General features: G+C 44.0%; 20 protein-coding genes. 6 read left to right on the top strand and 14 right to left on the bottom strand.

Annotated features, from left to right (window positions below; translation table 11 throughout):
• Positions 1-80 precede the first annotated feature (80 nt).
• The 14 genes from ACOOEY_RS01145 to ACOOEY_RS01080 form a co-directional block, all read right to left on the bottom strand.
• Complete coding sequence (locus tag ACOOEY_RS01145; protein ID WP_420386827.1) at positions 81-962, bottom strand: glycosyltransferase family 2 protein; 882 nt, start codon at positions 960-962, stop codon at positions 81-83.
• 2 nt (positions 963-964) lie between these two features.
• Entirely contained in the window at positions 965-1,765 is an 801-nt protein-coding gene (locus tag ACOOEY_RS01140) for a class I SAM-dependent methyltransferase (protein WP_420386826.1), read from the bottom strand.
• The gene (locus ACOOEY_RS01135) at positions 1,756-3,045 is read right to left on the bottom strand and encodes a polysaccharide biosynthesis C-terminal domain-containing protein (RefSeq protein WP_420386825.1); all 1,290 of its coding nucleotides are present in this window, start codon (positions 3,043-3,045) and stop codon (positions 1,756-1,758) included. Before ACOOEY_RS01135 ends, ACOOEY_RS01140 begins: the two co-directional genes overlap by 10 nt.
• Entirely contained in the window at positions 3,026-4,198 is a 1,173-nt protein-coding gene (locus ACOOEY_RS01130; RefSeq protein ID WP_420386824.1) for a glycosyltransferase family 4 protein, read from the bottom strand. Before ACOOEY_RS01130 ends, ACOOEY_RS01135 begins: the two co-directional genes overlap by 20 nt.
• On the bottom strand, positions 4,188-4,334 hold the full coding sequence (locus ACOOEY_RS01125) for a hypothetical protein (protein WP_420386823.1): 147 nt from the start codon (positions 4,332-4,334) through the stop codon (positions 4,188-4,190). Before ACOOEY_RS01125 ends, ACOOEY_RS01130 begins: the two co-directional genes overlap by 11 nt.
• Positions 4,335-4,345: 11 nt before the next feature.
• Entirely contained in the window at positions 4,346-5,524 is a 1,179-nt protein-coding gene (locus ACOOEY_RS01120; protein WP_420386822.1) for a glycosyltransferase, read from the bottom strand.
• A gap of 890 nt (positions 5,525-6,414) precedes the next feature.
• The gene (locus tag ACOOEY_RS01115) at positions 6,415-7,902 is read right to left on the bottom strand and encodes an O-antigen ligase family protein (protein ID WP_420386821.1); all 1,488 of its coding nucleotides are present in this window, start codon (positions 7,900-7,902) and stop codon (positions 6,415-6,417) included.
• A gap of 116 nt (positions 7,903-8,018) precedes the next feature.
• Positions 8,019-9,146 carry a glycosyltransferase gene (locus tag ACOOEY_RS01110; RefSeq protein WP_420386820.1) on the bottom strand — a complete coding sequence of 376 codons (1,128 nt, stop codon included), beginning with the start codon at positions 9,144-9,146 and terminating at the stop codon, positions 8,019-8,021.
• The gene (locus ACOOEY_RS01105) at positions 9,143-11,206 is read right to left on the bottom strand and encodes a GumC family protein (protein WP_420386819.1); all 2,064 of its coding nucleotides are present in this window, start codon (positions 11,204-11,206) and stop codon (positions 9,143-9,145) included. The genes ACOOEY_RS01110 and ACOOEY_RS01105 overlap by 4 nt, the downstream gene beginning before the upstream one ends.
• A gap of 3 nt (positions 11,207-11,209) precedes the next feature.
• Positions 11,210-11,926, bottom strand: a complete 717-nt coding sequence (locus ACOOEY_RS01100; RefSeq protein ID WP_420386818.1) for a TolC family protein — start codon at positions 11,924-11,926, stop codon at positions 11,210-11,212.
• A 2-nt stretch (positions 11,927-11,928) separates the two neighbouring features.
• Complete coding sequence (locus tag ACOOEY_RS01095; RefSeq protein WP_420386817.1) at positions 11,929-13,089, bottom strand: acyltransferase family protein; 1,161 nt, start codon at positions 13,087-13,089, stop codon at positions 11,929-11,931.
• Positions 13,090-13,092: 3 nt separating this feature from the next.
• The gene (locus ACOOEY_RS01090; protein WP_420386816.1) at positions 13,093-13,851 is read right to left on the bottom strand and encodes a sugar transferase; all 759 of its coding nucleotides are present in this window, start codon (positions 13,849-13,851) and stop codon (positions 13,093-13,095) included.
• A 213-nt stretch (positions 13,852-14,064) separates the two neighbouring features.
• The gene (locus ACOOEY_RS01085; RefSeq protein WP_420386815.1) at positions 14,065-16,089 is read right to left on the bottom strand and encodes an LruC domain-containing protein; all 2,025 of its coding nucleotides are present in this window, start codon (positions 16,087-16,089) and stop codon (positions 14,065-14,067) included.
• 59 nt (positions 16,090-16,148) lie between these two features.
• Positions 16,149-16,544 carry a response regulator transcription factor gene (locus tag ACOOEY_RS01080; RefSeq protein WP_420386814.1) on the bottom strand — a complete coding sequence of 132 codons (396 nt, stop codon included), beginning with the start codon at positions 16,542-16,544 and terminating at the stop codon, positions 16,149-16,151.
• A 162-nt stretch (positions 16,545-16,706) separates the two neighbouring features.
• On the opposite strand from ACOOEY_RS01080, the gene ACOOEY_RS01075 reads away from it, so the two are divergent.
• The 6 genes from ACOOEY_RS01075 (at position 16,707) to ACOOEY_RS01050 (ending at position 20,952) form a co-directional block, all read left to right on the top strand.
• Positions 16,707-17,138 (top strand): thioredoxin family protein, encoded by a 432-nt coding sequence (locus ACOOEY_RS01075; protein WP_420386813.1) that lies wholly within the window; start codon positions 16,707-16,709, stop codon positions 17,136-17,138.
• Positions 17,135-18,124: an FAD:protein FMN transferase gene (locus tag ACOOEY_RS01070; protein WP_420386812.1), complete on the top strand. Its 990-nt coding sequence runs from the start codon at positions 17,135-17,137 to the stop codon at positions 18,122-18,124. The genes ACOOEY_RS01075 and ACOOEY_RS01070 overlap by 4 nt, the downstream gene beginning before the upstream one ends.
• The gene (locus ACOOEY_RS01065; RefSeq protein ID WP_420386811.1) at positions 18,121-18,339 is read left to right on the top strand and encodes a DUF4266 domain-containing protein; all 219 of its coding nucleotides are present in this window, start codon (positions 18,121-18,123) and stop codon (positions 18,337-18,339) included. Before ACOOEY_RS01070 ends, ACOOEY_RS01065 begins: the two co-directional genes overlap by 4 nt.
• Positions 18,339-19,538 (top strand): DUF3570 domain-containing protein, encoded by a 1,200-nt coding sequence (locus ACOOEY_RS01060; RefSeq protein ID WP_420386810.1) that lies wholly within the window; start codon positions 18,339-18,341, stop codon positions 19,536-19,538. The genes ACOOEY_RS01065 and ACOOEY_RS01060 overlap by 1 nt, the downstream gene beginning before the upstream one ends.
• A gap of 11 nt (positions 19,539-19,549) precedes the next feature.
• Entirely contained in the window at positions 19,550-19,966 is a 417-nt protein-coding gene (locus ACOOEY_RS01055) for a Rieske (2Fe-2S) protein (protein ID WP_420386809.1), read from the top strand.
• Positions 19,967-20,070: 104 nt separating this feature from the next.
• Positions 20,071-20,952 carry a PepSY-like domain-containing protein gene (locus ACOOEY_RS01050; RefSeq protein ID WP_420386808.1) on the top strand — a complete coding sequence of 294 codons (882 nt, stop codon included), beginning with the start codon at positions 20,071-20,073 and terminating at the stop codon, positions 20,950-20,952.
• The last annotated feature ends 27 nt before the right edge of the window (positions 20,953-20,979 follow it).

Raw genomic sequence — 20,979 nt, 5'->3', positions numbered from 1 at the left:
ATTTTTAATACAATTAAGTGAGTATTGAAGAGGTCTGTCGGCCAGATTCGATAGAATGACGGTATTAGTCGATGACTGACTTAGATTGGTCGAAAACCGTATTTCTTGAAAATGAGCCCATCTTTGACTGCCTTGATAAAGGCCTTCAAATGCTTAGGTTCCTGATGAATAATGCGGGCACAAATGTTTTTAGGTATAGAAACCAGAACAAAGAAGGTGAGGAACATGAACCAGCCCCCGGCTGATTTAGTACGCATAAAATGCACTCTGTTTCTGTTCTGATAGTAGACTTTTAGCGGGCTGTTTTTACCGGTACTGATAGACTCTTTGTGCAAGACACTTACATCAGGATCAACCAAAATCCGATATCCATGCTGTCTGATGCGATACGACCATTCCAACTCTTCATAGTAAAGGAAAAATTCTTCAGGCATATAGTCTGTTGCCTTGGCCACTTCTTTTCTGATCATTACTGCCGCACCGTGAAAGTAAGGTGTATCATAGGGCTCTGTCTTTTGGATCGCCCTAAACGTTTCATTACGTCCGGTAAGGCTGTTGATTTTAGTGAACCCGGCAAACTGAATTTTCTCAGGATGATCGAAGTATCTTAAAACAGGAGAGACAGCTCCAATTTCAGGCTCGGTAAACCTGCTGACTAAAGACTCTATCAGACCGTTCTCCAGTTCTGTATCATTGTTGACCAGAAACAGATAATCGCCTTCTGCTACCATCATTCCCACGTTATTACCTCCGGCAAAGCCCAGGTTTACTTCTGAATTCAGCACACGTACTTCGGGCAGTATACTGTGATAGTAGGCTGAATCATTTTCCTTTTGCCCGTTATCAACCACAATGACTTCCAGATTCGGGTAATCTAGCTGACTGATAGATTTCAGTAATTCGCCCGTAACCAGTCGTTGCTTGTAATTGACAGTAATGATCGATACGAGAGGTTGTTTCATGACTATGCTTTAATACCGATTACCTGAATGGCATTGCCCCAGTGATTCAAATGAATCAGTCGGTCGAGCTTGATCAATAGTTTGGCAATCGGCAAGGTGATCATTTGTCCCACTATGCCGAGCTTTTTACCCAGGTAAGCCAGTTCCCATCCCAATCTGGAATACCAGCCATCAGAGTAGGTGGCAAATACCACTTTGAAACCTTCCTGTACGAAGCGCTTCTTTAAGCTGGTGAGGTCATAAACCTGTCCAATATGCTCCTCTTCCAGCCATTCGTGATGATCTTCGAACCAGTGTTCCGGTAAAATGGTCCTTTGTGTGACATAGGGCATTTTTACCATAAAGTATCCTCCCGGTTTTAATCTGTTATAGACTGCTTTAAAGGGCATATCTTCCGGGGCTATATGCTCAAATACATCAACCGAAAAGGCGAAGTCGAATTCCTTTTCTTCCAACTGCTCCGTGTGGGAACAGTGAGTATGAATATTATGGATACCACTCTTGTTAATGGCCTCATCAAGTGCCTTCATTCTTTCACGATCAATGTCCAGGCTATGGACCTCAGACTTAGGCAGCGCCTGTGCCAGACTGAAGCTGTATTCGCCATAGCCGGCACCCACGTCCAGAATTTTAGCATCCTGCTTGAGTGGAATTTCCTTCAATAGCTTTTTGAAAATCGTGAATCGGGCGTAGTTTCCAACATTGGTGTAGCCGAAAACCTTATGAAATAACTTAGCCAGGAGTGGCGCTTTTTTCATCCTTTCACTGGTGTAAACCTGAGCTGATCCAAATGTTAGTTCCATTTCTTTGCAATGTTTAGTTGGTATACATTTTTGAAAGAGGACATCACTTCCTGAACCGGATTAAAGGCCAGAGTGCGTTTGATGTTCAATTGACCGATGATGATGGTCAGGATAATACTGGTCGATGTGGCCAAAGCAGCACCATTAATTCCAAATGATGGAATCAGCATCCAGTTGAACAGCACATTAACCACCAGGCTAAAGGCTAACATATAGAAGTTCATCTTGGGCTTACCTATAGCATCCAGTGTCAGTCCGAAAACACGTCCCCAGGGTTTGAATAAGGTAGCTACACTTAGCAAGATGATAATGGTAGATGCGGCCAGGTATTCTTCCGAGCCCATCAAGTAAATTATTGTCTTGTTGAAAATGATCACTGCCATACTCATTGGTATTATGAATGCTAATAACCAAAGAATAGAGTTGCCATAAGTTTTATTCAGTTGAGTGCCCTCGTTCTGAAGATAACTGGCAGCAATTCGGGGATAAATGACTTGAGACAATGCCTGCAATGGCAACTCCGTATAATTGATGATTTTATTGGCGAAATGGAAGATGGCTACTGCGGTGGGATCCAGAAAATAACTGATCATCAGCAGGTCAACCCTTTGGAAAAGGAGAGACAGTAAGTTGGTTCCTGATGAATATTTACCAAAATGAAACAGCTCTGATAAAGTGGCCCGAGCAGGTCTCATCAGTTTGATTTGACCTTGTGTTAAGGCGTAAATAAACGATGGGACGATACTAATAAACATGAGATTGATCAACTGGTTTAATTCTGGTTGCCCAGCCCATGTGAGGAACAGGGCGAGTGCCAGCGAGAAACTAATCAGATAGAGCAGGTTGGATATGAAGTACTTTTTGAATTGACGGTTGGCCTGATAAACAGAATTCAGGTATTGAAGAGTGGCCAGTACAATCAGTACCTTATACCCCAGCAGGTATAAGCCAGATATTACAGAGCCTGAAAACTGTGCCAGTCCCATTAAGAACAGGCTTGTAGCCAATACGATGGAATAGTTGAGCAACAATGCGGTACTCCTGATTTCCGGTTGATCGGGATACCTGATGATAAGTCTTGAAAGGCCATTCTGTACAAAGCCCTGTCTGATACCGTCCAGAATGGAGACAGTTGTAATGAATATGGCCCAATGCCCAAAGACCTCCTGATCGTAGTTTCTGGCCAGATATAGGAACAGGATGAAGTTACTGAGCAGAAAGCTAATCTGACCCGCAAAAGAATACAGCGTTTGGCTTAAGTTATTGGACAGCTTCTTCATTTTTCAGGGTGTAGTAAAGTGATGTGGTTTTTTCAGCCACTTTGTGCCAGCTGTAATCCGATTTGACCCTCATCTGACCAACAATACCCATATGCCTGGCATCCTGTGTATTGTGAGTCATATAGTTCATGGCCTTGATGAATGAAGCGGGATCATCAACCGGACAGAGCATGCCGTTTTCTCCATGCGTAATAGTCTCACGAATGGAAGGCAGATCGGAAGCAATGACTGGCACTCCTTCGCTGTTGGCTTCCAGTAAAACAATGCCTTGTGTTTCATAATGGCTTGGCAATACCAGGGCGGTATAATAGGGGAGCAGGCTATGAATTTCTTCATTGCTATACTCCCCCAACAGTCTGACCTTTTTACTAAGGCCTTTTCGGTCAATTATTTGTTTGATTTTCTCTTTCTCACTGCCATCTCCAATGATATCCAGGAACACATGTTCATCAGCCAGATCCATTTGATTGACGATTTCAGTAATACCCTTAATGGGGTGCAGACGCCCTACAAACAGGAATCTGGATTGTGTACTACACTGCAGAACTCTCGGCAAATTGAGTCCTTTGACACCATTGCTGATGACACTGATGTCCTTTTTCAGTTCTCTTCTTACATACAGTTCGTCTTTCAGGGCATTGCTTACAGCTACCAGTCCTGCAGCATGTTTATACAGTCTGTCTTCTACCTTTCGGGTGAAAGTGTGGTGAAGGTTGTAGTTGAGTTGATACCACTTTTTATCCTGATTCTCAATATCAATCAGCCCATGCACCGTATTCACCAATCGGTTTCTGATCTGCGAATAGTAGCTTAACAGATAGCCGCTGCGTCCCTGACTGTGGATGATATCATATTGCTTATGGTTTTTTCTTACCCACCTGAGCACTACCCAGTTGAATGAAAGTTCTTCTGCCAAAAGGGAAACCGGTTTAAGATATCGGCCAGGGAAATAGGGAACCTGAATGACTTCAATACCCTTTTTGGTATAGCTTTTCTGTTTGGAAAAGAACGGTCCTCCATTGAGAATTGACACCTGGTGACCTAAATCATTCATGCTTCTGGCCAGCTCCCAGGTGTGGGTCTGAATTCCTCCTTTGAATTGCCAGGGTAATGTCTTGGCAATTAATAGAATGTTGAGTGATTTATTTCCCATGATGTTTTTGTCCTTTCTTTTCCTTCTTAAGCGCTTTTAATCTTTTGGCGATCGCTGTTTGCTCTTGTCTTTTAGAGAGCATTACACCATAGATCATCGCCATAATGGCAATGGGTAAAACAGCTGGCCATGGCATTCCCTGGAACATTATGCTTCGATTAATTCGTGAGTGGTATGAATAAACTCCTTCTTAGACCTGCTCATCAGGCCCAGTGATTTTACTGCTGCCCAACCAATTTGTGGAATGCTCAACACGATGGTGGCAGACTGTTTAAACAGTGATACCATAGGTAATACCAGGAGATATGAACTCATCAGAGCTACAAAGGCAATGGCTGAAAACAGCATCATCCAGTTGGCACTAAGCAGAACTCCTAGCAGCCCTATGAATAAGATGGCAAAGGGGGCTACTGCACGCGGGGGTAGCGCTAACTGCATGACTTTATGAAAAAAGTCAGCATTACCCTTTGCCAGGTGTCTCAGGCTTTCGCCAAAAGACTTTTTGAAGAAACTGTATTGTGCTTCAAGCCATCTTCCGCGTTGTTTGGTGAAAGCTTCGGTCGAGGTGACTTTCTGGTCTAATACGACCATGTCTCCACTGTAGTGAATGTATTCTTTCTGCCTGGTTAGAAGCAGTTCCATTTCCTTGTCAAAGCCGCCAATGGCTTCACATCGATTGATCGTTTCCTGAAACAAGTTGAAATCAAAGATCATGGCCGAACCTGATAGCTTGGATGAAAAGCCTAGTCGGTTAGCTCCTTTGCAGAGCATTTCGGTATTGGCAGTTTCTGAAAGACCATCCATTAAGGCGGTAGAAGTATTGCTGTTGGCTGCTTTTCTCAATCCCTGAATGGCTCTGGCTCCTGATTGGATCCATCGGTTCGCCTTAAAGAGAAAGCCTTTTTCCATTACATTGTCAGCATCGAGTACAACCACGGCATCATAACCCTGATGGTATTGGGTGATAGCACTCTGCAATGACTTTACTTTGGTACTTTTCTCAAATGCAACAGAATGTACTTTGGCACCTGTGCTGAGAATTGATTTCTTGGTTTCTTCTTTTAGCTGGTCGGCTATCACTACCACATCGAACTGTTCTCTGGGATACTCATAGCGTTGAGTCATATTTTTAGCGACAGTGGCTTTGATGATACGATCTTCTTTGTAGGCCGGTACGAGTACCAGAAAGCGGGCCAGGCCATAACTCCTGGTCTGTAGTTGTCTGCCTTTTACATGAGAAGCCACGGCCAGAACGAACTGGTATAGAGCCGACATAATCAGGTAGATCAGAACCGGAGCGATAAGTATTTCCAGGAGAGTTTTCATGAATTAATTATTTATTCAAATCTACCCTCTCATTGGATCCTTTTTAGATGATTAAGATGAATGGGAGGAATTCAACGATTAATGAATCTGGCTTGTGGTTAAGCCGATTGGCTCAACCTGGGAGAAAGACTAGAGAATGGTATTAGCTCTCAAAAGACTACATGTCGCTCCTACGGAGCTCGATAATCATAGTCAGGTTTTCGGTTACAACATAAAGCTCCCATGGAGCTCACGAGGCGTGGCAATAGTTTACTCCATAGGAGTAACATGTTTTAGCTAAATCATGCATAAAAGATTCAGAGCTCCGTAGGAGCGACATACAGCCTTATTAGTACGACTAAAATGAAAGACTACAGCAAGCCCTTCAGCTCCGAAGTGATCACCTTAGGTTGATCACAATTGACATGGATGACTAACCAGACACATAAGAGTTTATGTGAAGCCATATTTTGGTAGTCGTAGTGAGGCTTTCGGTTTAAACATAAAGCTCCGATGGAGCTGATCAGATCGGGCACTTGTTAACTCCGTAGGAGTAATATGTTTTAGCTAAATCATGCATAAAAGATTCAGAGCTCCGTAGGAGCGACATACAGCCTTATTAGTACGACTAAAATGAAAGACTACAGCAAGCCCTTCAACTCCGAAGAGATAACCTTAGGTTGATTACAATTGATATGGTTGACTAACCAGACACATAAGAGTTTATGTGAAGCCATAACGCGGTAGTTTTAGTCAGGTTTTCGGTGAGAACATAAAGCTCCGATGGAGCTGATCAGATCGGGCACTTGTTAACTCCGTAGGAGTAACATGTATTAGCTAAATCATGCATAAAAGATTCTGAGCTCCGTAGGAGCGACATACAGTCTTATTAGTACGACTAAAATGAAAGACTACAGCAAGCCCTTCAACTCCGAAGGCTTTTTGATAGATTTCAACCAGGCCTTTTGATCCCTTTCAGCAATGAGAAACATAAGAGGGATAGCCATATTCAATATGATCCCGGTGGGGAGTTGGATGAGCACCTGATTACCATAACTGGCCAGAATTGCTCCGGCTAACATGGCATAAAGGGCAGAGGCCTGAGTCCGGTTTTTCGGATCTCTCATTTTCATGATTTTATGTCCACCACTTCCCAGAATAAAGCCCAGTACCACCAGGTGAAAGGTGAGTCCAACCGGACCGGTTTCCGCCCATAGTTTAACAAACCAACTGTCTGTAGCGGTATTGGCCATGAGAGAGTCTGGATTGAAACGAGCGCCCCAGAAACCTGCAGTGCCTACTCCTCCGCCAAATGGTCTGGTCGCCAGGTATTGAGCAAAAGTCTTCTGATTGTCGAGCCGGACACTCAGCGATTTATTGTTAGGGTCCAGCGCTGTGCGCATGCGCCTCACTTGTTCCACGCCCTGAAAAAGGAAGGTGTATTTCAGAATGATAAAAACCAGAATCATTCCGCTGAATCCAGCTACCAGAATCTTGAAGTTCTTGATCAGGATAAGGTAGGCGATACCTCCGGCCAAGGGAACTGCCAGCGCACCTCTGGTTCCGGATATGGCAAAGCCCAACAGGAATATAATAGCGAAAACCAGGTATTTAAACTTCTTCCAGCCCTTTTCAGGTCCCATAAAGAGGATAGCACTCATTAAAGACATCATTGCCTGTGAAGCCCCAAAGCTTCCGGCATCAGAGTAAAATGAGAATACCCTCAGTACTCCGTGCAGAATATGCTCCTCATGGTGATTCTCGGCATACAGCCAATGATCTTCAGCGCCATCGGTTCCAAATATTTGCTGTTTGAATCCCCAGATGGTCCCGATAAGGGAGAAGTAGATCAATACATTGAAGAACTGATTCAGGTCTTTCTCTTTTCTGAAGAGTATAAAGACCAGTGGAATAGTCAGTGCCTGATAAAAGCCAATACCGCGCATGGCATAGAACCAGGCGACCAGTCCGTTACCACTTGGATTAACAATCTCCAGAACAAGGTAAAGCATCCAGAAAGTGGATAGAGCAACAATTGGGTTTTTAGCATGCTTCCAGTTCGGCTTTACGGCCTTGTTCAGCAGAATACTCAACCATGACAGTGCTAGGAGTATGTCCAGCGTAAGTCCCCAGGGACCTGGTACATAGCGAGCTATTCCTGCAGAGAAGAATGCCATTAGGATATTCCCCCAGACACCCAGTTTGGGGTTATTCCAGATGATGGAAAGTACAACAATGGCAACCGGGAGTCCAATCAAAAGAGCGCCTCCCATGATGCCCATTACTTTCATGAGCAGAAAGCTAACCACCAGAATCCCAATCATTATGATCCATCCCAATGGGGTAGATAGAATGGAGGATCCGCTCGGTTGATGCAGTAATGTTGCCTTGCTATTCATCACTACAAAGGTGAAGAATGATTGGCCACATATCTGGCTAAATCGGTGAATCGACCCTCAGCTTCGTTGATTGACAAATGTTGGGGTATAAGGGATTCTTTGATCAAAGTATCGGGTCAGATGGCTTCTGCGAACTGCCTGGCTCTGTTTTCCCATGAGTTAGCTTTGGCAAACTCAATCCGCTTCTGAGTTTTTAGTCGCGAGTTGTATCTGATGATTCTTTTGAGTGCTTTCAGAAACTCCTCCTTGTTCGAAGTAATCTCTGCTACCTGTGTGAAATCTGAAAGATCTGAAAAGTCTGTGCTGACTACCGGTTTGCCCATGGCCAGATACTCATTGATTTTGAGCGGATAAATAGCCTGGGTTAGCTCATTCTTAACAAATGGAATAAGGCCGGCTTCAAAGTTCAGGATCTTCTTAGGTAGTAGTTTTTGCTCCACCGATCCGGGAAAATAGACATTGTCTGGCAATGGAGGAATTTTGGTTTTGACCGGACCGTAAAAGAGGAAGTGATAGTCTTCCATGTTTCGGGCACAATAATCGATCAGCTCAAAATCTAACCTATCATCTATAGCTCCGATATAGCCAATAATTTTCTCCCTGGTTTTCTCTTTATGAGGAGCAAGGAAGATGTCGAGATTGACTCCATTCGGTATAAACTTTACCTCGCGGGCCAGAGGAGCTTTCTTGTTGGTGAGGGTAGTACTTGTGCAGAGCACCTGGTCTACCAAAGGCATGTATTTGGCTTCGTATTCGGCTCCATGCTTTCCAGCCCAATCGGTGGCTGCAATTTCGTCATAGCAATAGTAGACGGTCTTTTCTGGCTGGAAATTACTTCTCGTATAGTAGCCGTAAACCGGATTGAAAGCATTGATCAGGGTGTAGTTGTTAACCCCGATTTTCTTTAACTGTCGCTTAATACTTCTACCAACAATTTTACCATTCAGTGCCGAAAGCCATCCAAATAGTTTACTGCTGGATATCCAGTTGACAGGAAGGACAGGAGGGGTGGAGATTACTTCAATCTGTCCGTACTCTGTTTGTTTCAACCTGATACGCGACCTTAAACCCAATACTTCTTTTACCGGGGTGAATTTATTGGAAATCAGGTCTTTAATCGTGTAATGATAGTCGATCATTATCACTCTGTGATCTTTGCTCAGCTGTTTGAGTAACTCAATCGTGGACTTAATGTAAGGAGTGTCCCATGCCGGAAAGCTATGACAAACGATGACCTTTTTCATATGCCTGATGTTTTAAAACCCTGAGTCAATACCTGTTTCACTTTGCTACGCAGCCAGCTGCGCTTTTTAGGAATTTCTCCTACAACCTGCTCCATCACTTCAGTACTTACCGCATTAAGGAACAGCAATGGTTTTTTACCGGCTAGTTTCCTGTAAACTTTCAGGGCATGCGCATCGGCAGTGGTCCATTTACGATTGGCTCTGGCTACCAAAATGTGAATGTCTCCATTAGCTAATTCTTCTTCGGTGTAGGGGTTTTGAATGATGGAACCTAATTCCTCAAAATCAAACTCATTATTTTTACCTTCTGACAGGAAGGGGAAGTTCTTTTCCAATTCCTGCCTGATGAAGCTCTTTCCTTCACCACTGTCTGTACTGAACAGAATCACTTTTTTAGGTCTTTTCTCACCTTTGGCACTGGCTCTTAGTTCCTGTATAAATAGGTTGAGCGCTTGTCTGTTTACGGCTTCAAAATCAATCTTTCTAGCCAGTTTCTTCTTTTCTCTTGGGAGAATACCAGCCAGTTTAAGGCCTGTCTGAGCAATGGCGGTTTCCGGCTTCTTTAATGTACTATCCATCATTTCCATGGCGATAATGGCACTGGTAGGGAGAATAACTCCCACCATAAAGGCCAGAATTACCATCATCATGCGCTTGGATTTTTCAGGTTTAATGGGATAATAGGGGGCATCAATCACTTTAATGTTGGAAGACATCATCATACTGTACTTATGCAGCCTGGCCTGATTAAAGCTGTGCAGGTTTTCCAGGTATTCTCTTTCTGCCACATCAATTTCTCTCTCAAGTCTTTTGAGGGTTGAACCTAATGGAGCAAATCGATCATAGATTCTTTCATATTCCTCCTGTCTGGCTTCCATAACAGCCAGCTTGGCAGCAGACTCTTCTTTCATAATGGTGAAATTGAGCCATTGGGTGAGCAGATCTTTGGTTTCAACACCCTCAGGTGTTTGATTGACAAACATGAGCTCACTGGCAATGCCCGACATTTTCCGTTTCAGAGAATCTATTCTGGAATTGAGGTTAGACTTTTGAATGATAACTTCCGGATTAGGTACCGTATCGTTAACCAGCTCGAGTGTGGCCAACTCAGTGCTGTATTTGGAAATAATGCCTCTGTTTTCTGCCAGCTGTGATTGTAGGGTGGAAAGGATGCTCTTGTCGGATACTTCTCCTTCCAGCTTGGTTAATGCAGATTTAGCACCGGCTAATACTTTTAGCTCATCCTGATATTGCTTGTCCAGCTCTTCCTTATTTCCTGAAATGAAACGGGTCTGCTCGTAGTAGTTAATGATTTTATTGTTGACTCTGAAATTCAACAAGTCATCTTCTGCTTTTTTCAATCTTCCCGAAGATTTGTCAACTGCCGTTTCAAAGAAGTCAATAACAGAGTCGCTTTGGCCCTCTTTGATGTTCTTTTGCTTCAACATGAAGATGTCTGTGAGCAGTTCCAGTGTTTTCTGGCTCAGGTAAGGATCCAGAGAAGTGTATTGCATGCGAATCATGTCGCTGTTACCTTCCCGGCTTACAATGATGTTTTCCAGTTGCTCTATGCCGAAAAATTCATTCTTGGAGTTGGCTATAAGATAGACTTCATTGAATTGGTCTGACTCCCTCAACTGTACCAGCTTTTCATAGATGGAGATTTCTGAGTCTTCGTCTGTAATATTGATTTGAAGGTTGGCAATGGTCTTTTCAAAATCTTCCTGATTGTCTGGTAGTAGTCTGAGTGCTTTGTGTTTTTTAGCCAGTAGAAGATGAGCCATCAATTTGGCGGATAGCTCTTTATTGGTTTCATACGCACTGGCCAGATTAATCAGGTTTTCCAGTTCGTTGTTGGTTTTGGCATAATCCACTCTTCCACTGGAATTACTCTCAATGCTGTAGCCTGAAATCAGACCAGTGTTCAGCAGGGTATGGGTAGTATATTCTTTCTTGCCGTCTTTGGTGCTGTAAAAGACCAAGAAGGCGAGAAGCAATGCGGTTCCAGCAATAAAGTGAAAATAGCGAGCCAGTAGTCTTATGATTTCAACAATAGTCATGGCTTATTTCAGTATGTCTTCTCCTACAAGGTTCTTCAAAGTATTATAGGCCAGCCAGGCATCATTCTTTGCTTTTTCGAATTGCAGCTTGGCTGAATAATTAGATTCAACAGCCATTCTGTACTGCTCCACAGGCAGCTTACCCGCCTTGAAATATCCTTCTGCTACGTCCAGTGCCATGGCATTGGATTCAACCACTTCAGCCTGTATGGCTATGGAAGTGATGTAGTGTTTCAGGTCTGAATAGAGCTTGATAATTTCTTTCTTCAGTAGTTCGGCCTGTTCGTCTTTCAGGTAATCGAGACGATCTATTTCAAGCTCTTTTATTTTGATTTCGTTTCTTCTGGAACTTACCTCGGTGAAAGGGAGTCTGATATTCAATCCTACATTGTAGGTCATGTTTTGGCGGGTGAGATAGGTGAGGCTGGTGCCAGATTGATCTCCCGAAAGTTGATCATATACGATTCCGTTACCATAATTAACTCCTGCCGCCAGCGATAAATGCTGCATCCACTTCTTGCGGTTCATGGCAATCTCCTGATCAGTCTGTTGCTGACTTACATTCAATGCCTTAATAGCTGCTGATTTGTTGATGGCTACCGCGATCAGTTCTTCTACCGGTCTGAGGTTTTCTACCTTGAGTGAGGGCGCCTCAACCTGTGCTAAACTAACGTTGGCAAAGTAGGCAGCGATGAGGAGTATGTAGATGATCTTTTTCATTTTCATTGTTGGGTTTTAGCGAGCCTTCTTCCTAAAAGTGACCTGGATTTTTCCAGCAACTGGTGAAATCCGTCTTTCTTCATGAATGGCCTTTCTATGACCAGGTAGAAGACTATGCTGCTAAATAATATGATAGGAAGGGCAACAATGAGACTTATCGTTAGACCTGAGAGATATGTCGTTGAATAACCAAATTTGCCGATGAATGAATAAATCAATTCGAGCAATGGCAGGTGAGTGAGGTAGATCGTATAACACATGCCACCAATGACAGGAATCCATCTGTAGGACAACACTGCATGGATTGTGCGGCCTTTGAATGTACTGATGAAGAACATCATTAAAGCCAATGAAAAGAACAATGCTTTTTCTAAATCATCCGTCCAGGTAAACATCATAACCACAACAGAAGAGATGCCCAGCAGGTCATATTTCCAGTGTTTGGTCTTAATCCATTCTTTGCTGTTGGCATAAAGATCCGCAGCCAACAGGCCAATTAGAAAATGCTGTAGCTGTCCGAGTATCGAGGCTCGGAAAGGCTGAAACTGCCAGCCAAATACATGTTGGTAGACGATGAAAAAGAGCAGGCCAAGTGCCAGTAGCACCCTTCTCAGCAGTGTGTCCCGCTGATTGAAGTAAAGTATGGCAACAAAGGGTGCAATGAGGTAATACTGTATTTCAACCTCGAGTGACCAGGCCACAGGATTGATGATTGGGAAATCACTGTAAACCAGGTTGTGTACATAAAATATACTACTGAAATAATGTCCGGCCAGTTCGTCCAGGCCCATACCTGACTTGAACAGGAAGATGATGGCAAACAGGCTCATCCAAAATATATAGGGAGGCTCAAGGCGTTCCAGTCTTCTGGTAAAATATTTCTTATAGCTAAAACTGTATTGTTGTCTGGCAAGGGGCAAAGCCAGTACGAATCCGCTCAATGCAAAGAAGATCATCACTCCAATAGCGCCTCTGCTGATCAGGTAACTGATTTGTTCTCCGGCTGCATTCAGATTTTCTTCCCCATAGACATAGCGAAGAAACCTTTCATTGGCATGGAGCAAGACAACCGGCAGAATAGCAACAAAGCGAATACCATCGACAAAGGCCAGGTAGCTGTTACCATTTTGAGGTCTGGTGAGCTTCTTTAACAGGCGATTCATGGCTTAAACATTTTCGTGTTGCAGGGCAGCAATCGGAGTCTTGATCAGGATTTTCAGATCCATCCAAAGGCTGTAGTTCTTAGCGTACTCAATATCAAGCTTCACACGGTTCTCAGGGTCTACATTGTCCTTACCACGCTCAGTAACCTGCCATAAACCGGTTAATCCGGCTGGACCTAAAAAGCGACCCACACGGTTGTCGGTGGTGAGTTTTTCTGCTTCATAAAGGGGAAGAGGTCTGTTGCCCACTACCGACATATCGCCTTTTAAAATGTTGAATAACTGGGGTAATTCATCAATGCTGGTATTTCTAATGAACCGACCAACTCTGGTAATTCTGGGGTCATTCTTAAACTTGACAAAGGAGTTGGAGTTGTCCTGACTTTTATGGTCTTCAAACCTGTTGACGTCCGCATACTTGGTGTCTTTAATCACCATAGGCTCATCGGAGTGATAGGCAATGGTATGGCGGGTGAGCTCAAACTCCTCTAACTGCTTTTGATCTTCGGCCTGATATTGATTCAGGTGTTTCATCTGATCGACCAGTTGGTCAGCATCAGTTCGCATGGACCTGAACTTGTAGAACTTGAAGATCTTGTAGTTCTGACCTACCCGGTACGAGTAGTAGAATATGGGACCTTTGGAGTCCAGTCTAATCGCCAGGCTTACTAAAAGCAGCAGGGGACTGATCAACAGAATCAGGGTTCCGGCAAAGGCAATATCGAAGGCCCTTTTGATGAAGAATGTGGTTTGCTTGTTCACTTTGTTTCAGTTTTAATTACAGATCAAAAATAGCCTGTAGATGATCTGAGGAGCTGATTTTTAGACGACTGAACAGGAATGGGGGATCAATGAAATCGAGAGAATGTTGAATGCCTTTTGTGCACGTTGTTCATATGAACCGTGAACTATATTAGACCTGAAACACAAAAGGCACTCCTTTCGGAGTGCCCTTCACATAACAAAACCAACAATCTATTTCTTGTACAACTTACTCGTGTTTCGGTATCCCGTTTGATTCCTGTACCAGTCCATATAACTGTATCCGAAGCTTTGGGCCCACTCTTTAAATCTCAGGTGTCCCTGCCTGATATCTGACTTCTCTTTAGGATAATCGAAGCTTTCAGGGAGATGGATTGCCCAGGGTAGCGATGTTTTAGACCGGTAATAGATACCATTGGCTGGGTCAGAATCATCATCCAGACTTCCAAAGAATTCCTGGTCCACCAAATTGGTTGGGGCATAGCCGGGAAGGTGCACTTCGCGACCACGATCCTGACTTACAATAATGAACGGGTTATAAGGTGCATTGCCCAATTGCGCATAGCTTTTCGGGCTATTGAATACTGTGTTTAATGTGACTTCCGCAGGATCCATTTGAACATCGCCCTCTTGGGTATTGACAAAGCCTGAATAGTCAAAGAGGTCATGCACACTATTGGATACGATGAAGACCGCATTATCCTGACCTTGTTCCGTACCATTGCTATTGAGCTTGATGATAGGGCTGTTCACCACATGTCCTGTACTTGAGGCCACATCAGATGGAAGAAGGTTGGTAGCGAAGCCAAAACCATTTCTGAATCCTGCTCCAATGGCACGTACCTTAAACTTTGAGTCCATGGCTACCACCTGATTATCGGCATTGAGATAGTGCCTGAACTGATAGTCAACCACCAGGTCATTGAAGTCATAGTCGCCATAGTCGGGCCAGTTATCTTCGAAGGCAAAGCTTCCGAAGCTTGTAGAAGAAGGATAGTAGCTGGTGTATGCTTTTTCAGGGTCATTGGGGAATTCATCAAGAATATCGTTGATCCCATCGCCATCCGTGTCCAGCGTACCCGGCTTATCAACCGGACTTACGTTTTCGATACTAATGGCATTAACCGGGTTTGATGTCACGAACATGATGGCATCATTGAAGTCCTCATCGCAACCTCTTTCTTCTCTGTTAATATCTTCAAAACCAAGCAGGAATAACTCATTTTCTTCGTCCCACAATAGCACATTATGTTGTCTCAGACTTGGGTCACTTTCAGGGTTAAGGTTATTGTCTGCAAAAATCAGATAGTAGTAGCCTTCCGAACTGTAGGTATCCCATCCGTTGGCCAATAACACAATGCCAATTGAGGTACCAGGTTCGAACCTTCCCAGGTTTACTTTATCTCCTGATTTGAGTCCACCACCAGAACCCTGATAAGACAGGTTAGGGAAGACGATGTTGATAGTGCTGATATCATCAAGCGATTGAGGTGGAGTATCGGTTGGGTAGGTGTAATAACCGATAGCATTTTTCCAGCCAGCACCTTCATGCACGAAAGTGAGCCAGACATCGGCCAGTTCTACAATATCGAGGGTAGTCTTCTTACCTCCTGCGAGATAGGTGGGGTGGTAAGTGGGAACTGGTTGTGACTCTGGTAACGAAGCATTGATATAGGTCAGTAGTGTCGAACTGATCACATCTCTCTGCGGCTCCAGATTGGCCGGAACACCCAATGGACGGCTAAAAGCATCCATATAGTTAAAGGTTATACCATTGATATTGGTAGTCTGGTTGGCTACTGCTCCCTGGCTTGACCCATTGGATTCTCCTGCCGTGGCAGATACCAACTGCCCATCTTCGTAGTCGAAGAGAATGCTATTGTTTTGAATCGGAACTATCACCTGATTAGGAATACCGATAAAGTTGGTTTCAATCAGCACCTGCTCATAATAGGCCGGAAGATTCATTTCCTGTCGGATTTGTCCTGAGCTATTGGTGACAGCTGTAAAGAGTTTTTTGCCCGCTTCGTCATTGACTACTTCGTAAACGGAGACTTTCACTCCTTTAAACGGGGAGCCGTCATTTCCCGTGAGGCTGACATCAAGGCTAATGCCGCTGGTTGTATTAAAGTCGAAATCAGCGAATTCGCTTACAGTCTCTTCCAACTCAAATACAGGTTTTTCAATACATCCACTTAAGACAAAAAGTGAAATAGCAATTAGAGTATACTTTTTCATGATTAGTTGTTTTGGTGAAAACATGCTTTGCGGTTTTGTCGTGGCTGGTAGGCCTGTGGTTAAGCGACTCTTTTGATCATGTTTCTTTGGCTTATGCCCATAGCACTCATGACTCTCAGTTGGAGCTCAACCGGATTGAATGGTTTGCTCAGGGTATCTTTGGCGCCCAGTTTTAAAGCATCAATGCGTTGGTCACTTTTATCTTCCTCAGTGAGTAAGACGGCAGGGATGTTTAGTTCATTGGAAGTATTAACCATTTCAAGAAATCCTTTTCTCTCCGGGCTTTTGGCACTGTGGAAATTTGAGATTACTGCATTAGGCTTCCATTTTTTCTGCAAAGCCTCTATAGCCTCGGCAGGTGTTTCTACGGCAGTTACATCGAAATTCTTGCTTAAGTAGTTCACAAGGAATAATCTCATCATGTAGCTGCTCTCGACAATTAGTATTGATTCCATCTCGCTTTTTTTCTTCAAATCTGCCTGCTTTTAGGTTCATGTGGTGGCTTTTAAGATGAATGACATGGAAATGACGATAACCGGAAAAGATGAGCAGATAAAATATTAGCCGGGGGTGGGGTATCATGTGTCGGGCCGTATTCAGAGCCAAACACCAAGAAAATGAATTACATATTAAGCTTAACCCTAAGCCTTATTTTCCTGGCCGGTCCCGATTGGCATTATGATTATAAGGAATCTCAAAACATAGCATCCGAAGAACATAAGACTCTTTTGCTGGTCTTTTCCGGTTCTGACTGGTGTAAGCCTTGTATTCAACTACATCAGCAATTGTTCGAAAGTGAAGAATTCAACGCCTATGCGCGCGAGCACCTGGTATTACTCAAGGCAGACTTTCCCTATAAAAAGAAAAACAGGCTGCCTGAAGAGCAAACGGCTAAAAACGAAGCATTGGCAGAAAAGTACAATCCCAATGGCGAATTTCCATTAGCACTCTTCATCAATGAGAAAGGAGAGGTACTGGGCACTTTTGGCTTCGATAAAAGCAAGAGTCCTTCAGAATATATAGAGTCTTTCAAAAGCATAGTACCATGAAAAGGCTGTTGATTTTAATGCTGATCCTCAGTCAGTCAGGGCTTTTTGCTCAGCAACTGGAAAGGCATAATAAAGTCCTGAAGCTTATGGGGAGTCGATTTGAGATTACGGCTATCCATGAAGATTCTCAGGTTGCATGGGATGCCATTAATGCTGGTATAGCCGAAATCCAGAGAATAGAGCGACTCATCTCTTCATGGGACCCCAATTCTCAAACCAGTGAGGTGATTCGTCAGGCCGGTATGGCTCCTGTTCAGGTAGATCAGGAGTTATTCGACCTAATCAAGAGAGCGATACAAATCTCTAAAATCACCGATGGTGCCTTTGATATCTCTTACGCTTCCATGGACCGTATCTGGAAGTTCGATGGCAGTATGAAGGAAATGCCAGATGCAGAAACAGTCGCATTGGCAGCGTCCAGAATCGACTACCACAAGATCATACTCAATGAAGCTGAGAGAACAGTTTTGCTGAAGGACAAAGGCATGAAGATTGGCTTCGGTGCCATTGGCAAGGGCTATGCGGCCCAGAAGGCCAAGGAGGTAATGAGTTCTTTGGGGATTAAAAACGGTGTGGTTAATGCATCCGGAGACTTGATTGCCTGGGGACATGATGAAAGGGGGCAGGTCTTTGAAGTGGGCATTGCCGACCCGAAGAACATCCAACAGGTCTTATCCTGGCTACAGGTAGAAAACACTTCGGTGGTAACATCGGGCGACTATGAGCGCTATGTTATGTTCGATAATAAGCGATATGCCCATATCATTGATCCCCGAACCGGCTATCCGACCACGGGTATTAAAAGCGTCACCATTATAACCGCTAACCCTGAACTGGCCGATGCCTTGTCTACCTCAGTCTTTGTGCTGGGCGTTGATCAGGGACTTGAACTGGTGAATCAACTTCCGGGAGTGGAATGCCTGATTATCACGGATCAGGATCAAATCAAAACATCTCAAAATCTAACCTTAAATAATAAGTCATGAAGAAGTTACTGCTAATCTTAGGAGTAGTTGTCGTTATCCTCGCCTCCAATGCCTGTTCCCCGGTGAAGGCATATCAGAAGGTCTATTTAAATGATGCAGAAATGGAATTATCAGCCCGAGCGCTCGATTACTTCTGTAACAACTTTCAATCGTATCGGGAAGGCGCCTCTGGTGCCAATGGTGGTAAAGTAGGGGGAGGCTGCGGTTGCAACTGATGCGTATCTTAATTTTTGCACTGCTATTAATCTCTTCCGTTGGAGTAATGGCACAAAGCCAGAGTAATCCGACCAAGAGAGATACATCGGCCTACAAAATCGCTAAGGTTCAGGAGTCCGATTTAAGCATTCTGTTCAGCTATTATGGGCAGGATGGGAATAATTCTCCGGTAACCGGTGGGATAGGAACGGAGAAACTGACAGATTATACCTCCAAGATTATTGTCAACCTGGTGCTGGATGAAAAGCAGACCGTCTCCATTGATGGAGGCTTTGACTACTATACCTCCGCTTCTACTGATAATATCGACCAATTTGTATCGTCAGCTTCCAGAAAGGATGTCAGAATACATGGGAATATCGGCTATTCCAGAAAGTCAGACAATAATCTGACCTATGGTGTTAAGGTGGGTGGTTCAGGAGAGTATGATTATGCCTCTTTACAGTTTTCCGGTTATGTATCGAAGATCTCGGCCAGTGGAAATACCAGCTATGGTTTATCCGGTCAGGCCTTTATTGACAGATGGACTTTGATTTATCCTCAGGAACTACGCAATCAGAACTGGGCCGATACGGACCAGAGGCGCTCTTATAGCCTGACAGGAAGCATTACTCAGGTGCTTAACAAGCGCATGCAAATTGGTCTTACGGCTGACTGGGTGAAACAGACTGGCCTGCTTTCTACCCCTTTTCACAGGGTATATTTTAACGATCAGAGCACGGTGAGAGTAGAAAGACTTCCAGCTGAGCGATTGAAGATACCTTTAGGGCTAAGGTTTAACTACTATGTCAATGACCTCTTGCTAATCAGGGCTTATTATCGCTATTACTGGGATAACTGGGGGATTAATGCTCATACGGCCTCCTTAGAGCTGCCAGTGAAGATTAACCGGTTCTTTTCCATTTATCCATACTACCGATACCACACCCAAACCGCGGCTGACTATTTTGCCGGATACCAGGAGCACGATACGGCTTCCGAATTTTATACCTCTGACTATGACCTGGCTCAGTTAGATAGCCACGATTATGGATTTGGGTTACGCTATTCACCAGTAGAGGGTATTCGTACAATGAAATTCTTCGGTTCATCGAGGTTGCTGACGCTGAAGGAAATCAATCTCAAGTATGGACACTATACGCGGTCCACCGGTCTGGCATCGAACATCATCAGCTTTGGAATGAATTTTACTTTTTAACCCAAATTATCATGAACAGAAAAGAGTTTTTAAAACAGTTCGGTGGTGGAGCTGTGCTGGCCTTAACCGTTGGTTGCCTGGGGGGATGTATGGGAGCCTCCGATACCAGTCCTGTGATTAGTGATCTGGATATGACGATTGACCTGACAGATTCCAATTATGCGAGTTTGCAAAACAACGGTAGCTATGTAGTGATCGATAATCAGGTAGTAGTGGCCCGAACTGCTTCGGGAGAATTAGTGGCTGCTACCAGAACCTGTTCTCATGAGCCGAGGAAACTAATCCGCTTGAGGAATGATCGCTGGTATTGCTCAGAGCATGGAGCACAGTTTACATTGAGCGGCACAGGGTTGAATAGTGAGGCCAGCAATGGTCTGCAGGTCTTTCAGACCAGCCAAAATGGTAATCAGTTAAGAATTTTCAGTTGATTTTTTGAGAGGGGGTAGGGTAATCTTTCCCCCTCAGTATTTAAGGACAAACCTCAAAACTAAGGATTCAAGAATCTGAATTTGAAACCTAATTTTTTAAAACAATGAAGAACGTAAAGAACCTATTTCTAACTCTGATGGTGGCAACGGTTACCATCTTTAGTTCATGTGACAATGAAGATGTTTCGCCTGATCTGGTTGATGAAGCCAGTGTAGCGGCCGAAGCTGCGAGCAGCATTGATACTGCCGCGTTTTCCAATTCGAATGTGAGTGCATGGACAGAAATTGAAGAGGCAGATCTGCCACAGTCTGTATTGGACTATATCGCAGATAATTATGGTGATGATGAAATTGACCATGCCTGGGTCGATGAGAATGGTGGTTATGTCGTATTGCTGGAAGGCGGAACTGCTGTGAGATTCGACAATGCAGGGGCTTTTGTGGAAGCGATTGAGAACGCCAGAAAAGGTCGTGGACACCGTCATGACGATCTGACTGAGATTGATGCTGCCGATCTTCCGGCCGCTATTACAGATTACATCGCAGAGAATTATCCTGATGAGGTAATTGATAAGGCCGGAATAGATGCAGACGGGAATTACCATGTGAAACTGGAAAACGGCCCGGTGCTGATCTTTGATGCTGATGGAAACTTTCTGGAGGAGAGAACAAGAGGAGACAGAGACGGAAGAGACCATGACAGAGACAGACGTCATGCCGATGATCGCTGGACGGCTATAGATATTGCTGATCTTCCAGCGGCTATCACAGATTACATTGCAGAAAACTATCCTGATGCTAACATATTGAAAGCCGGTACTGATGCAGATGGTCAGTATGGTGTGGTACTAGATACTAATGTGGCTTTGATCTTTGATACAGATGGTGTTTTTGTTGAAGAGAAAGCCTACCATGAGCATGATGGTGACTGTGATGAGGATGAGGATAGTGATGACGATGACGACAGTGACGGAGAAGATGGTTAGTAAAGGACTAGATGGTTGAGTTGTTTT

This window comes from Roseivirga sp., from assembly GCF_965216855.1.
In the GTDB taxonomy this organism is placed as follows: Bacteria; Bacteroidota; Bacteroidia; order Cytophagales; family Cyclobacteriaceae; genus Roseivirga.
Note: the sequence above shows the minus strand (reverse complement) of the source record. Positions and strands in the feature narration are given on the sequence as shown.